At 61.1% G+C, this 14,101-nt stretch carries 17 protein-coding genes; 9 read left to right on the forward strand and 8 right to left on the reverse strand.

Annotation, left to right across the window (positions count from 1 at the left end; all coding sequences use genetic code 11):
* Positions 1 to 16: 16 nt before the first annotated feature.
* The gene (locus NL123_RS06795; protein ID WP_058423189.1) at positions 17 to 1,369 is read left to right on the forward strand and encodes a GntP family permease; all 1,353 of its coding nucleotides are present in this window, start codon (positions 17 to 19) and stop codon (positions 1,367 to 1,369) included.
* Between the two features lie 119 nt (positions 1,370 to 1,488).
* Here the strand turns inward: NL123_RS06795 and alaC are convergent, their stop codons facing one another.
* Complete coding sequence (alaC, locus tag NL123_RS06800; protein ID WP_494357457.1) at positions 1,489 to 2,706, reverse strand: alanine transaminase; 1,218 nt, start codon at positions 2,704 to 2,706, stop codon at positions 1,489 to 1,491.
* A 195-nt stretch (positions 2,707 to 2,901) separates the two neighbouring features.
* On the opposite strand from alaC, the gene NL123_RS06805 reads away from it, so the two are divergent.
* Positions 2,902 to 3,384 (forward strand): GyrI-like domain-containing protein, encoded by a 483-nt coding sequence (locus NL123_RS06805; protein WP_248483905.1) that lies wholly within the window; start codon positions 2,902 to 2,904, stop codon positions 3,382 to 3,384.
* 41 nt (positions 3,385 to 3,425) lie between these two features.
* On the opposite strand, the gene NL123_RS06810 is transcribed toward NL123_RS06805, so the two are convergent.
* Genes NL123_RS06810 through NL123_RS06825 form a run of 4 tightly spaced genes read right to left on the reverse strand, consistent with a single transcriptional unit; the run spans position 3,426 to position 6,086 of the window.
* Complete coding sequence (locus NL123_RS06810) at positions 3,426 to 4,031, reverse strand: pyridoxamine 5'-phosphate oxidase family protein (RefSeq protein ID WP_248483903.1); 606 nt, start codon at positions 4,029 to 4,031, stop codon at positions 3,426 to 3,428.
* Positions 4,032 to 4,069: 38 nt separating this feature from the next.
* Entirely contained in the window at positions 4,070 to 5,278 is a 1,209-nt protein-coding gene (locus NL123_RS06815) for a type II toxin-antitoxin system HipA family toxin (protein ID WP_494357458.1), read from the reverse strand.
* Positions 5,271 to 5,525, reverse strand: a complete 255-nt coding sequence (locus NL123_RS06820) for a helix-turn-helix transcriptional regulator (protein WP_248483899.1) — start codon at positions 5,523 to 5,525, stop codon at positions 5,271 to 5,273. Before NL123_RS06820 ends, NL123_RS06815 begins: the two co-directional genes overlap by 8 nt.
* Positions 5,526 to 5,567: 42 nt before the next feature.
* Positions 5,568 to 6,086, reverse strand: coding sequence for a GNAT family N-acetyltransferase (locus NL123_RS06825; RefSeq protein WP_494357459.1), 519 nt, complete (start codon positions 6,084 to 6,086; stop codon positions 5,568 to 5,570).
* A gap of 148 nt (positions 6,087 to 6,234) precedes the next feature.
* On the opposite strand from NL123_RS06825, the gene NL123_RS06830 reads away from it, so the two are divergent.
* From NL123_RS06830 to NL123_RS06845, 4 genes are read left to right on the forward strand one after another with little or no spacing between them, the layout of a single operon-like run.
* Positions 6,235 to 6,654: a YybH family protein gene (locus NL123_RS06830; RefSeq protein WP_494357460.1), complete on the forward strand. Its 420-nt coding sequence runs from the start codon at positions 6,235 to 6,237 to the stop codon at positions 6,652 to 6,654.
* Positions 6,655 to 6,696: 42 nt separating this feature from the next.
* The gene (locus NL123_RS06835; RefSeq protein WP_016978318.1) at positions 6,697 to 7,041 is read left to right on the forward strand and encodes a YciI family protein; all 345 of its coding nucleotides are present in this window, start codon (positions 6,697 to 6,699) and stop codon (positions 7,039 to 7,041) included.
* Between the two features lie 34 nt (positions 7,042 to 7,075).
* Positions 7,076 to 7,552, forward strand: a complete 477-nt coding sequence (locus tag NL123_RS06840) for an SRPBCC family protein (RefSeq protein WP_248483893.1) — start codon at positions 7,076 to 7,078, stop codon at positions 7,550 to 7,552.
* Positions 7,549 to 8,757 (forward strand): RNA polymerase sigma factor, encoded by a 1,209-nt coding sequence (locus NL123_RS06845; protein ID WP_494357461.1) that lies wholly within the window; start codon positions 7,549 to 7,551, stop codon positions 8,755 to 8,757. The genes NL123_RS06840 and NL123_RS06845 overlap by 4 nt, the downstream gene beginning before the upstream one ends.
* A 413-nt stretch (positions 8,758 to 9,170) precedes the next feature.
* Here the strand turns inward: NL123_RS06845 and NL123_RS06850 are convergent, their stop codons facing one another.
* Positions 9,171 to 10,025 carry a LysR family transcriptional regulator gene (locus NL123_RS06850; protein ID WP_494357462.1) on the reverse strand — a complete coding sequence of 285 codons (855 nt, stop codon included), beginning with the start codon at positions 10,023 to 10,025 and terminating at the stop codon, positions 9,171 to 9,173.
* A gap of 89 nt (positions 10,026 to 10,114) precedes the next feature.
* On the opposite strand from NL123_RS06850, the gene NL123_RS06855 reads away from it, so the two are divergent.
* Entirely contained in the window at positions 10,115 to 10,627 is a 513-nt protein-coding gene (locus tag NL123_RS06855) for a multidrug/biocide efflux PACE transporter (RefSeq protein ID WP_071496625.1), read from the forward strand.
* Here the strand turns inward: NL123_RS06855 and NL123_RS06860 are convergent.
* Positions 10,526 to 11,284 (reverse strand): SDR family NAD(P)-dependent oxidoreductase, encoded by a 759-nt coding sequence (locus NL123_RS06860; RefSeq protein ID WP_248483882.1) that lies wholly within the window; start codon positions 11,282 to 11,284, stop codon positions 10,526 to 10,528. The genes NL123_RS06855 and NL123_RS06860 overlap by 102 nt on opposite strands.
* A gap of 106 nt (positions 11,285 to 11,390) precedes the next feature.
* Between NL123_RS06860 and NL123_RS06865 the strand changes: the two genes are divergently transcribed.
* Positions 11,391 to 12,287 (forward strand): LysR family transcriptional regulator, encoded by an 897-nt coding sequence (locus tag NL123_RS06865; protein ID WP_494357463.1) that lies wholly within the window; start codon positions 11,391 to 11,393, stop codon positions 12,285 to 12,287.
* Here the strand turns inward: NL123_RS06865 and NL123_RS06870 are convergent.
* The gene (locus NL123_RS06870; RefSeq protein WP_494357464.1) at positions 12,284 to 13,201 is read right to left on the reverse strand and encodes a LysR family transcriptional regulator; all 918 of its coding nucleotides are present in this window, start codon (positions 13,199 to 13,201) and stop codon (positions 12,284 to 12,286) included. The two genes, NL123_RS06865 and NL123_RS06870, sit on opposite strands and share 4 nt — an antisense overlap.
* A gap of 120 nt (positions 13,202 to 13,321) precedes the next feature.
* Between NL123_RS06870 and NL123_RS06875 the strand changes: the two genes are divergently transcribed.
* Complete coding sequence (locus tag NL123_RS06875) at positions 13,322 to 14,080, forward strand: 5-oxoprolinase subunit PxpA (protein WP_494357465.1); 759 nt, start codon at positions 13,322 to 13,324, stop codon at positions 14,078 to 14,080.
* The last annotated feature ends 21 nt before the right edge of the window (positions 14,081 to 14,101 follow it).

Here is a 14,101-nt window from a genome sequence, read left to right on the forward strand (position 1 = left end):
ACAGGAGAGACCCCCCATGTTTGGCATGTCCCACGAGTCCTACCTGCTGCTCGATGCAGTGGTTACCATCATCGGGTTGATCGTTCTGATCACCAAGTTCAAGGTGCACCCGTTCATTGCCCTGATCATCGCGGCCGGTTTCCTCGGCCTGACCTCGGGCATGCCCGTGGACAAGATCATCAAGGCGTTCCAGGACGGCTTTGGCGGGGTGCTCGGCTTTGTCGGCATCATCCTCGCGCTGGGTACGATGCTCGGCAAGATGATGGCCGAATCCGGTGGTGCCGATCAGATCGCCCAGACCCTCATCCGCGCCTTCGGCAAAGAGAAGGTCCAGTGGGCCATGATGTTCGCCGCATTTCTGGTGGGCATCCCGCTGTTCTTCGAGATCGGCTTTGTGCTGTTGATCCCGCTGGTGTTCATCGTCGCGCGCCGTACCGGCGTGTCGCTGATCAAGATCGGCATCCCGTTGCTGGCCGGTCTGTCGGCGGTACACGGCCTGGTGCCACCGCACCCGGGCCCGCTACTGGCCATCGGTGTGTTTGGCGCGGACATCGGCAAGACCATCCTCTACGGCCTGATCGTCGCACTGCCAACGGCCATTATCGCCGGCCCGATCTTCGGTACGTTCATCGCCAAGTACATCCCGGGCAACCCGTCCCAGGAACTGGTCGATCAACTGGCCCGCGAGCCTGAGAACAAAGACCTGCCAAGCTTCGGCATCACCCTGGTCACCGTGCTGTTGCCGGTGTTCCTGATGCTGCTGAAAACCTTCGCCGACATCGCGTTTGCCGAAGGCAACGTGGTACGCAACTGGATGGACATGATCGGCCACCCGATCACCGCCTTGCTGTTGGCCTTGCTGCTGTCGCTGTACACCTTTGGCCATCGGCAGGGCATCCACTCCAAGCAGATCCTCAAGCTGCTCGACGCCAGCCTTGCGCCGACTGCCGCGATCATCCTGATCATCGGTGCCGGTGGTGGCTTCAAGCAGATGCTGGTGACCAGTGGCGTGGGTGATGTGATCGGCCACATGGCGGTGAACGCACAGATCAACCCGATTTTGCTGGCGTGGCTGGTGGCGGCGGTGATTCGTGTGGCGACCGGTTCGGCTACCGTAGCGACCATTACCGGCGCGGGCATCGTGGTGCCGGTGGTGGGCATGATTCCGGGGGTTAACCGTGAACTGCTGGTGCTGGCGACGGGGGCGGGCTCGTTGATCCTGTCTCACGTCAACGATGCGGGGTTCTGGCTGGTGAAGCAGTACTTCAACATGACCGTGGCCGAGACGTTCAAGACCTGGACGGCGATGGAGACGATTCTGTCTGTGGTCGCGTTGATTTTCATCATGCTGCTGTCGCTGGTGGTCTAAGCCACACCGCGGAACAAATGTGGGAGGGGGCTTGCCCCCGATAGCAGAGTGTCAGTCACAGCATCTGGTGACTGATCCACCGCCATCGGGGGCAAGCCCCCTCCCACATTTAGGCTGAGTCAGACGCCGGTTTTGGGGGCAAGGCCATCCGCCCGGAACATCCCACGAATCCCGCGCACCGCCTGGCGAATCCGGTCCTGGTTCTCGATCAGCGCAAAGCGCACGTGATCATCGCCATACTCGCCAAAGCCGATGCCCGGCGACACACACACCTTGGCTTCCAGCAGCAATTTCTTGGCAAACTCCAGCGAGCCCATGGCGGCATACTGCTCGGGGATTTTCGCCCAGACGTACATCGACGCCTTGGGATTTTCCACCATCCAGCCCAGTTCATGCAGACCCTTGACCAGCACATTGCGGCGCTGGCGGTACTGCTCGGCGATGTCCTTCACGCACTGCTGGTCGCCCTCCAGTGCAGCAATGGCGGCGACTTGCAGCGGGGTGAAGGTGCCGTAGTCGTGGTAGCTCTTGATCCGCGCCAGGGCGTTGACCAGTTCCGGGTTACCCACCATGAAACCGATGCGCCAGCCGGCCATGTTGTAGCTCTTGGACAGGGTGAAAAACTCCACCGCAATGTCCTTGGCGCCGGGCACCTGCATGATCGACGGGGCTTTCCAGCCGTCGTAGACGATGTCGGCGTAGGCCAGGTCATGCACCACCAGCACGTCGTACTGCTTGGCCAGGGCGATCACGCGTTCGAAGAAGTCCAGCTCCACGCACTGCGCGGTAGGGTTGGACGGGAAACCGAGGATCATCATCTTCGGCTTGGGGATCGAGCCGCGAATCGCCCGTTCCAGTTCGGCGAAGAAGTCCACGCCAGGCACCAGCGGCACCGAACGCACCTGGGCGCCGGCAATCACCGCACCGTAGATGTGAATCGGGTAGCTCGGGTTGGGCACCAGTACGGTGTCGCCCTGGTCCAGGGTGGCCAGCATCAAGTGCGCCAGGCCTTCCTTGGAACCAATGGTGACGATGGCTTCCGACTCGGGGTCGATGTCCACTTCATAGCGGTCCTTGTACCAGCGCGAAATCGCCCGGCGCAGACGCGGAATGCCTTTGGAGGTGGAGTAGCCGTGGGTGTCTTCACGCTGGGCGACGGTGACCATCTTCTCCACGATGTGGGGAGGCGTGGCGCCGTCGGGGTTACCCATGCTCAAGTCGATGATGTCTTCGCCGCGCCGACGCGCAGCCATCTTCAGCTCGGCAGTGATATTGAAAACATACGGGGGGAGTCGATCTATGCGCGCAAAGCGGCGCGGCGAACCTTGGTCGGCCATTGTTGCCTCGAGAGTACGTAAGCGCCCGGAACCGTCCGAGCGACGTCGGCCACTGCGGTGACCTGCGGGGCAGACAATACGGTCGATGATGGCCAGTTGTCCAGATGTGTAGGAAATTTTCTGCATGGAGTACCGCGTGGATATGCCCCTATACTCGATACGGGTTTGTTCCCTCATAAGAAGGAGACTGTTCGTATGGATCAGCAGACAAAACAACCGTTGGAGCCACGCATGGAAGCGGGCAAGGCCCTGGTGATTGCCGGTGTACAAGGGCGTTATTCGAAGGCCACCGTGGGCGATATCCCTAAGCTGTGGGAGTTGTTCGACACCTGCATCAAGGACATCAAGAAGCGCGTGGGCGGTGTGACCTATGGCGTTTGCCATAACCCCAACCATGGCGAATTCGACTACATGGCCGGGGTTGAAGTCCTTACAAAAGCCGACGTGCCAAGCAACTTCCAGTCTATCGAGATTCCGCCGCTCAACTATGCCGTGTTCCCGCATTACGGGCCGGTGCAGGCGCTTGAGCAAACGTACGAACGCATCATGTTCGAGTGGTTGCCGCACTCGGGCTACAAGGTGATGGGCGCGGATTTCGAGCGCTACAGCGCGGATTTTGACGGGCGCAAGGGCACCGGGACGGTGGAGATCTGGTTGCCGGTGGGAGAAAGAGGCTGATTGCCCGTGTATGAGCCGGCAAGCCGGCTCATACAGAGGTATCAGTACAGCGTGGTTCTGACCCGCTCCGGCATCTCCCGGTCATACGCCTCGGCGTCAAACTGCCCATCATTGAGCCGCTTGTGAAACGCTCCCGCCGAGGGCAGCGCCGAACGGTCCAGGTGTTTCTCCGGGTTCCAGCAGTCCGAGCGGACAAACGCCTTGGAGCAGTGGAAATACGCGGCTTCCACCTGCACCAGAATCACCGAGCGCGCCGGCTTGCCATTCACCGCAAAACTCTCCAGCAGTTGCGGCTCAATGCAAATCTGCGCCCGCCCATTCACCCGCAACGTCTCACCGATCCCGGGGATGATGAACAGCAACGCAATGCGCGGGTCCTGCACCAGGTTGCGCAAGGTATCCAGGCGGTTGTTTCCCGGCCGATCCGGAATCGCCAGGGTGCGCTCATCCACGATCCGCACGAACCCCGGCACATCCCCGCGTGGCGAACCGTCGATGCCGTCCGGCCCGGACGAACTCACCACCACCAGCGGTGAAGCCCGCACCATCGCCTGGTAGTCCTCATTGAGAAACGGGATTTCCTTGCGTACGGCGCGCTCGTGGGGGAGGCCGTAGAGGGTTTCGAGTTGTTCGAGAGTTGTCAGCATGAGAGTCACCTTGTCCTTGGATGAATACGGGCGCGTGTTCAGCCGCCAAAGCTGTGTTGGTAACCCTGAGCGGATCGCCGAATGGCTTTCGCGACCTCAGGCGCTAATCGACAGTAATCGTCTTCGCGCTTGAGCACGACTTCAAGCGTCTGCAGGAGCGCCTGGATGCGCATTTCGGGATTTTCTATTTCGCAGGTTCTGGCAAATTCGAGGATGCCCAGGCGTGAGGCGAACAGCGATTTGTTTCCACTCAGGTCCAGCGCCAATGTGTCTTCAGGAGTGTAAGCAGTGGTGTTGACGATGTCGTAAGCAGGCGCCAAACGTGTATCCGATTGCGCGGGGTCGCTATAGAGCACGCCGAAGTTTTTCAGGTGCGCATCGCCGTTAGCCACGATGCAGCTCAGCGCCACGCTATCAAACAATTGATCGAGTGAGCTGCGTTGATAGGCCGGGGCACAGAACACACGTACGGCCTTGGCGATGGCGGCGTAACTCTTGGTGTACTTTTGTTCGGCGGACAGGCCCATCAGTGTAGTCATGTCCTCAAAACCCAGTGGGTTGAGGTGTTCGTCACGATCAAAGCGCCGCATGATGAACAGCTTATGGTTTTGTGACAGGTAAAACGGCGGCACGGGCAGACCTGCATCGCGGGCAATGGACATGCACAGGTATTCATTGATGGCCAACCCCGGAAACTCGTCGCGCCCGCTCTTGATAATCAGGTCGTTGGTTTTCGAGGTGAATTTCTGTTCGGGTGTCAGCGGCTTTTCCGGCACCAGCACCTTGGGCTGCACGCCAGAAATGCCTGCTCGCAGGATGTAGCGATCCACCAGTTCGACGAACAGGTCTTCTGCGCCATCCCAGGCGAGAATTTCGTCAAGACTTTCTCCGGTTGCCGGAGAGCTGTTGCGATGGATCAGCTCATTTACTTGATCCGAAGACACGAAAACCCGGCCGATCGGCGCGCTACTGCCCGAGAGTGCCAACAGCAACATCGGGTCGACTCTGACCGTTTTGGCGAGCCGATTGCGCAGTTGCTCCAGGACGTAGCCTTCCGGCAGGTTCATCTGGAAGATGGGGTGGAGTTCTCGGCGGCGATATTCTTCTGTGCGAACCGGCATCAACAGGCTGACTGCGCTATGCGCTTGCGTGTTATCGCCGTAGCGAAACAGATAGTCATCGGCACCCATCAATACGCTGCCGCTATCACCTTGAGGTGTGTGAACACGCAACCTGGGATTAGTCATTAAATAGATCCTCCACTTCCTCAAGGGTCGGCAGGGTCACAGGCACTAATTTGAATTCGCTGCCCAGTGCTGCAGTCACCCGGGCATAGGCATTCATCGAGACCGAGAGGCTGCCTTTCTCGATTTCGATCAGTTTTTGTCGGGTAACTCCGGCCAGTTTCGCCAAATCGGCCTGCTTATAGCCACGGTTGAGGCGCAGGGAACGTAGTTGGATGCCGAGTCGATGAGTGATTACAGAAGTATCCATGTCACGTATTTATTACTTGGCTGTTGTTAAGTTATGTATACGTTACATTTTGAGCGTGTCAAGGTTGGCCTGACCAAACACCCACCTCAACCTCCGCTCATACCCAATCCGCCCCTTATACGCCTCCCCGCTGTCCAGCCACCCAGCCCTCAGATACAACCCCATCGCCGCCACATTGTCCGCGTCCACCGACAACTCCAGGCCCTTGATCTGCGGCCACGCAGCCAGTGCCGCCGCCGGCAGCGCCTGCAAGCACGCCTTGCCAAACCCGCGCCCTTGTTGATGCCGGTCCACCTGCAACGCATGCAAGGTCGCGCTATGTTCATCGGCCCAATGGGGCAGGCATGGTGGGCGTTTGAGCAGCAGGAAGGCCACCGGTATTTCGTTGGCGAGCAGGGCGAAGCCCTTGATGGCGCCGGGGCTGGGGTTGACCAGCAGGCTGTTCAGCGCACAGTAGATATCGCCGGAATACGGCAGTTGCTCGGGATGCACTTGCAGGGTGTCGAGTTGCTGTTTCTGCGCAAGGCTCAGCGTCTCATAGGCGACGAGGCGGGTTTCCATCGGTGGTGCATCCGAAATCCTACAAAGAGGCGTGGATTCTAGCGGGTTTGCCGAGGGCGAAATTATTTTTAAGCGGGTTGTCGATTTGCCGAAGGGCCATTCGACTAGGGGGGTCTTCCGTGAGTTTTCTACCCCGAGGAGTATCGCCATGAGCACTGCAATCAACACCCTGATCGAACAATGGAAATACGCCGTCACGGCCAAGGATGTCGACAAGATTGTCAGCTTTTACGCCGATGATATCGTCGCGTTCGACGCCGTTGGCGCCCTGCAATTCAAAGGCAAGGCTGCCTACCAGGCGCACTGGAAGGCCTGCATGGAGTTTTGCCCCGGCCCCGGTATTTTCGACTTTCATGAGCTGCATATCGTTGCCGGAGAAGACAGCGCCTTTGCCCACTGGCTCGCCCACTGTGGTGGCGCCGGGCCGGATGGCGTGCTCAAGACATGCTGGATGCGGGTCAGCGCCGGTTACCAGCGCATCAACGGACAGTGGAAGGTGGTGCATGAGCACTGGTCCGCGCCTTTTGACATGGAAACCGGCGCCGGTCTGTTCGACCTGAAACCGTGAGCGCCGCGAACTATAGTCAGTAGTCCGAAAACGGAGAAACCCATGAAATACCTCTGCCTGATCTACAGCAACGAACAGGTATTGCACACCTCGCCGGACAGCCCGGCAGACCCGGAATGCTTCGCCTACGCGCAGTCCGTACAGGCCAGCGGTCGCATGCTGGCTGCCGAGCCGTTGGAGTCGGTGAGCACTGCCACCACCGTGCGCATGCGCAATGGCAAGCTGTCGATCACCGACGGGCCGTTTGCCGAAACCAAGGAGCAGCTCGCCGGGTTCTACCTGATCGAGGCCCGCGACTTGAACGAAGCGATCCAGGTGGCCGGTGGTATTCCGGCGGCCCGGGTCGGCAGTGTGGAAGTGCGCCCCGTGCGTGAATTGAATCTCTGAACACAACAACCATAAGACTCAAGAGGTTTACCCCATGTCTACGCAACCTGCCGAGTTTGAGCTGTCCATCAGCCGCCTGATCGATGCACCGCGCAGCCGGGTGTTCCGCGCCTGGACCGAACCCGCCTTGCTCCAGCAATGGTGGGGCCCCCACGGCATGACCACCCCCGAGTGCGAAATGAACCTGTGGGTCGGTGGCCGGTTTCGTACCCTGATGCGTGCGCCGGACGGCGCCGAATACCCGACCCAGGGCGTATTCCTGGAAATCGAAGCGCCCAATCGGCTGGTGTTCACCGACGCCTTCACGCCCGGCTGGATACCCTCGGGCAAGCCGTTCATGACTGCTGAAGTTACCTTCGAAGAGGTCGATGGCAAGACGCTCTACACCGCCCGGGCCATGCACTGGAGCGCCGAAGACAAACAGGCCCACGAAGCCATGGGCTTTCACGATGGCTGGGGCCAGAGCCTGGATCGGCTGGTCACGCTGGTGACCGAGGGTATGCACGATTGACCCTCTCGGTCGATGCCCTTTACCGCAGCGAATCACGTCGGGTGCTCGCCACGTTGATTCGCTTGCTGGGCGACTTCGACCTGGCCGAGGAAGCCCTGCACGAGGCGTTTTTCGTCGCCGTGCAGCGCTGGCCGCTGGACGGTGTGCCGGCCAATCCACGGGCCTGGCTGGTGTCGACCGGGCGCTTCAAGGCCATCGACCGTCTGCGCCGTCAGGCGCGTTTTACCCCGTTGTTGCAGGAGCAGGCCGACACGCTGGAAGCGGCTGACTGGAGCGATGAAGACGTGGAAGACGACCGCCTGCGCCTGATCTTCACCTGCTGCCACCCGGCGTTGGCGGCGGATGCCCAGGCGGCGCTGACCTTGCGTGAGATCTGCGACCTCACCACCGAGGAAATCGCCCGGGCGTTCCTGGCCACGCCGGCCACCATCGCCCAGCGCATCGTGCGCGCCAAGGGCAAGATCCGTGAGGCGAAAATCCCTTATCAGGTGCCGTCTAGGGACGCGCTGCCGGAGCGTTTGGACGCGGTGCTGCGGGTGATTTACCTGGTGTTCAACGAAGGGTATTCGGCGTCCGTCGGGGCTGACCTGACCCGCGAGGAGTTGACCCGCGAAGCGATTCGCCTGGGGCGCCTGCTGCTGGAGTTGCTGCCCGAGCCGGAGGTCATGGGTTTGCTGGCGTTGATGCTGTTGCACGAGTCCCGCCGCCCGGCGCGCACCTCGGCCGAGGGTGAGTTGGTGCTGCTGGATGAACAGGATCGCTCGCTGTGGGACGCGTCGTTGATTGCCGAAGGCTGTGGGTTGGTGGAGCGCGCACTGGGCACCCGGCGCTTTGGCCCGTATTGCCTGCAGGCCGCCATCGCAGCGGTGCATGCCGAAGCGGCGCATGCGGATGAGACGGACTGGCCGCAGATCGTCGGTCTCTACGATGTATTGCTCAGGGCAACGCCGTCACCGGTGATCGAACTGAACCGCGCCGTAGCGCTGGCCATGCGCGATGGACCGTTGGCGGGCTTGCAGCAGGTGGAGGGGATTCTGGCGCGTGGCGAGTTGCTGGATTACCACTTGGCGCATTCGGCGCGGGGAGAGTTTAGTCGGCAACTGGGGCGTGTCGAAGAGGCACGCGCTGCCTACGAGCGGGCGCTGGCCTTGACCCAGCAGGCGCCCGAACGCAGGTTTATCGAAAAACGTTTGGCGGGACTCTGAATCAAGGCTGCTGACGCGTCGCCGCGCAAACATTGGCGCTGCCCGCATTGAGTGCCCTGCACGAATACTTCCAGAACAACCGCCCGCCGCAGGTTCAGGCCGCCTGACTTTGTAGGAGCCCGGCTTGCCGACGATGGCGTCCTTAAGGTCAGCCCTTTCAAGGTCTTTAGGTAGAACTGGCGATTAACACCCTGTGGCGAGCGGGCTTGTCCCGCGTTGGGCTGCGAAGCGGCCCCAACACCAGCGGCCGAAGATTGCCTGACTCACTGCATTCCTCCTCCCAGGGTCGCTTCGCAACCCAACGCGGGACAAGCCCGCTCGCCACAGTTGCAGTGTTCGCCTTTAATGGAATGGTATTAGCCAGATATGGCTGGTTCTTCAAAGACTTTGAAAGAGCTGGTCCTGGTGGAGAGTTACTCGAGCATCTTGCCGAGCAACCAACTCCCCGCCGGCCCTGGCGGGTGGTGCCGTGACCACAGCGCATCCACGGCCACCGAGCGTGGCCAACTGCGGGCTTTGAGTTCGACCAGATGGTCGCCGCCAAAACGCTCCACCAGCCAGCGCGGGATCGGCGCCCAGCCGAAGCCCAGTTGCGCCATTTCCATCAGCATCAAATAACTGGGTGCCGACCATACCCGGCCGGTTGGGCGGGTTTCAGTCGGGTTGATAATGCTGGCCAGGCGCAATTCGCGGTGTTGTTGCAGCGTGTCGGTCGAGATGTTGCGCAGGTGTGCCAGTGGGTGTGTCGGCGCGACGAACAGCGCGATTTCCGTGCGTTCTTCCACCGGAGCGCCCGTCAGGTCGGGTGGGTAGACCTCCTGCTTTTCGATAAATGCGATATGCGCACGCCCACTTTGCACAAGGGCGATCAAGTCTTCACATTCGGCGATCAGGCATTCCAGTTCAAGGTCCGGGTAGCGCTGCTCAAAGGCTTTGAGGGCGATCTCGAAACGATCGGATTGGTAGGTATCCGACATGGCGATGGTCAGTTTCGGCTCCAACCCCTGGGATAACTGGCTCGCTGCCAATTCCAAACGGCTGCTGGCCTCCAGCACCTGCTCGGCGCGTTGCAGCAGCACATGGCCGGCCGGAGTCAGCGTCGGCTTGCGGCTGCTGCGGTCGAATAGCAGCACATCCAGGTCAATTTCCAGGCTCGCCACGGCCGCGCTGACGGTGGACTGGCTCTTGCCCAGCTTGCGTGCCGCCGCCGAAAACGACCCTTGGGTGGCGGCCTGGACAAACGCTTGCAGCACTTCGTGGGAGGCCATGACTATCGCCTTGATCGATGGTTATTAGTTATGAAGTATCGATTCAAAGGGTAATCATGGCAAGCATCGTCCTTCACAGAGCACAGGTTATGAGCCCTACCAAGTCGATTACTGAACGTGTATGCCAAGCCCTGGGTTTTGAAGGCCTGGCGCTGTTGATCTGTACGCCGCTGCTGGTATGGATCACTGGCAGACCGGCCCTGGAAATGGGTGCGGTGACCCTGGGCCTGAGCCTGCTGGCGCTGACCTGGAACATCATCTTCAACAGCCTGTTCGACCGCCTCAAGGTGCGCCTGCAACTGTCCAACGGCGGCTGGACGCGGGTGCTGCATGCGCTGATGTTCGAAGGCGGGCTGATCATCGTCGCCGTGCCGTTGATCGCGGCCTGGCTGAACATCAGCCTGATGCAGGCGTTCATGCTCGACATCGGTGTACTGCTGTTTTTCCTGCCGTACACCTATGTCTATCACTGGGGCTATGACGTACTGCGCGACACGTTTTTACAGAAACATGCCGCCCGACGCCTCGATGCGCTGCCCCGTGATCCAGTTGCTACCGTCGGCCAGCAGGACGGCGATGGCGCCGCCGATATCGTCCGGTAAGCCTGCCCGGCCTAGAGCGGTGTTGTTGGCGACCATCGTATTGAGCGCCGCATTGTCGCGCACGGCGCCGCCGCCGAAATCAGTTTCGATGGCGCCGGGCGCGAGGATGTTCACGGTGATCCCACGACCGCCCAATTCCTTGGCCTGATAGCGGGTCAGCACTTCCATCGCACCTTTCATCGACGCATACGCCGCATAGCCCGGCAGGCTGAAACGCGCCAGGCCGCTGGAGATATTGAGGATACGACCACCGTCGTTGATCAGTGGCAACAGCTTCTGGGTTAGGAAAAACGGGCCTTTGAATTGGATCGCCACCAATTGGTCGAACTGCGCTTCGGTGGTCTCGGCAAAGCTGGCGTGGGCACCGATGCCGGCGTTGTTGATCAGAAAATTGAAGTGGTCCTGTGCGAATACGTCTTTGAGCACGGTGCCGACTTCGCCGACAAAATCATCAAAGGTGCCGCTCTGGCTCACATCCAGTTGCAGCATGGCGGCGCGGCCCCCCAGGGCCTGGACCTGTGCGACCACCGCTTGGGCTTCAGCCGCCGCGCTGTGGTAGGTGCCGATGATGTCAACGCCCTGTGCCGCCAGGTGCAGCGCGGCGCTTTTGCCCAGGCCACGGCTGGCGCCGGTGATGAGTGCGATTTTACGGGTCATGGTCTAGTCCTCGTGGGTGATCAGTGGAACCCAGTGTATTTATTCGCCCATAACGTGATAAACAGCGTTATACCGGAATCACTGGCCGGATTAGGCGAACAATCAAATGAACAAACTTGAGCTGCTGCGCACCTTCGTGCGTGTCACCGAACTGTCGAGTTTTACCCAGGCCGGCGACAGCCTTGGCCTGCCGCGCTCGACTGTGTCCGAGCATGTGCAAGCCTTGGAAGAGCTGCTCGGCACGCGCCTGTTACAACGCACCACACGCAAGGTGCAGGCGACCCAGGACGGCCGGGTTTTGTATGAGCGCAGCAAGGATCTGCTGTCGCATATGGAGGAGCTGGAGGGCTTGTTTCGCCAGGATGAAGCGCAACTGAGCGGGCGCATTCGGGTGGACATGCCCAACGTGATGGCGCGGGAATTGATCCTGCCGCGCCTGCCCGAATTCATGCATGCTCACCCACTGATCGAGCTGGAGATCAGCACCACCGATCGCCAGGTCGACCTGCTCGCCGAAGGCTTTGATTGCGTGCTGCGCGTCGGTGCGCAACCGGACCAGAGCGTGGTGGCGCGCCTGCTGTGCAGCATGCCGATGATCAACTGCGCGAGCGCGGCGTACCTGCAACGCCATGGCATGCCCGAGACGTTGGCCGACCTGGCGCGGCACCAGTTGGTGCATTACGTGCGGCCGCTGGGCGCGCGCTCGGCTGGCTTTGAATACCTGCTGGGCAACAAGGTGCACCGCGTTCCCATGGCCGGGCGCGTGACGGTCAACAGCACCGATGCCTACAGGGCGGCATGCCTGGGCGGTTTCGGGATTACCCAGGTGCCGGCCCTGGGTATCGCTGATTTATTGGCCAGCGGTGAGCTGGTCGCGCTGCTGCCGGACTACCCGGCGCCGCCGCTGGACGTGTCACTGCTGTATGCCGGCCAGCGGCATTTGCCGTTGCGGGTGCGGGTGTTCATGGACTGGTTGGCCGCCACCCTGCAAGCCCACCTCTAACGCCGCGCCGACAGTTGCTGCGGCGCCAGGAACGCGTCGTGGAAGTAATTGCGCACCGCCTGCATCGCCGGGGTGAAGGCGCGCTCGCGGTGCCAGGCCAGGCCCACACTCATCGGCGTGACGGGGTCGGTGACGGTGAGGGTTTCGATACGCTTGCCTTCCAGGGACCAGGGCCGATGCACCAGATCGGACAGGATCGCCACGCCGCTGCCGTTGGCGACCATGCTGCGCACCGCCTCCACCGAACTGGTGCGCAGCCGCACCAGGGGCGTTTGCCCGGCCTGTTCCCAATAGCGCATGGCGCTGTGTTCGGCCTCGTCGACGGTGAGCAGGATGTAGGGTTCGCGGGCCACGTCGGCCAGGCTCACGGCGCCGCGTTCGCACAGCGGGTGGTGGCTGGGCAGCCACAGGCGGCGTTCCGAATTGAAGAGGATTTCCGAAACGATGGCCGGGTGAGTGAGGTTGGCGGTGAGCACCACCGCCATGTCGAACTGGCCATCGAGCAAGCCCTGTTCGATGGCCTGGCGCTCCTGCTCGAAGACCTCGATGGTCACGTCCGGGTGCCAGTGCTCCATGCGCTGCAAATGGTGCGGCAGGAAGTAGCCGAGTACCGTGTAGCTGGCGGCCAGGCGCAGCACGCCACTGGCGCGGTAGTCGGGCAGCGGGCTGTTCAGCGCGTCATCGACACTGCGCAGGATCACGTAGGCACGGTTGAGAAAATGCCGCCCGGCATCCGTGAGGTTCATGCCCTGGGCCGAGCGCACGAATAACTGCACGCCGAGCATGCCCTCCAGCTCCTTGATCGCCGTAGTCACCGCCGATTGGGATATGTTCAGGTGGATGGCCGCCTGGGAAATCTGGCCGATCTCGGCGGTGGCGACGAAATAACGAATTTGGCGCAAGGTCAGGGACATCGGCCTCTCCATAACATAGGGCTATCTGATTTTCAGAAGATGGGTCATCTGATAATAGATCTTCCCAAGGGGTCAAGCCGCAGCCTACTTTTCCTCTATCACTTAGGCGGAGCGACTTCGATGCAGGCAGTGGATTTCAACTCGGACATGGGCGAAGGCTTCGGCCCCTGGACCATCGGCGATGGCGTCGACGCAGAACTGATGGCCTATATCAGCTCGGCCAACATCGCCACCGGCTTCCACGCCGGCGACCCCGGCACCATGCGTCGCACCGTCGAGCGGGCCAAACAATTGGGCGTGGCCATCGGCGCGCATCCGGGCTTCCGCGACCTGGTCGGCTTTGGCCGTCGCCACATCAACGCCCCGGCTCAAGAGCTGGTGGACGACATGCTCTACCAACTCGGCGCCCTGCGGGAAATCGCCCGCGCCCAGGGCGTGACCCTGCAACACATCAAGCCCCACGGCGCGCTGTACATGCACCTGGCCCGCGACGAAGAAGCTGCGCGGCTGCTGGTGCAGAACCTGCAAATCATCGAGCCGACCTTGCTGCTGTACTGCATGCCCAATTCGGTGATCTGGCGTGCGGCCACGGAACTGGGGCAGCCGGTTGTGCGGGAGTTCTATGCCGACCGTGAGTACGATCTGACCGGCTCCATCGTGTTTACCCGCAATGTGCGGGCACTGGATCCTGCAACAGTGGCGGCACGCGTCCTGCGGGCCTGTCAGACGGGGCTTGTGCGCACCGTGGAAGGTGAAGACCTGTTTATCGAATTCGATTCCATCTGCCTGCACAGCGACACGCCGGGTGCGCTGGAACTGGTGGAAGCCACCCGCGAAGCGCTGGACCAAGCGGGCATCACGGTCAAGACACCACAATAAAAAATCATCACCTTATTTTTT

The sequence above is a fragment of the Pseudomonas sp. FBCC-B1565 genome (assembly GCF_059133265.1).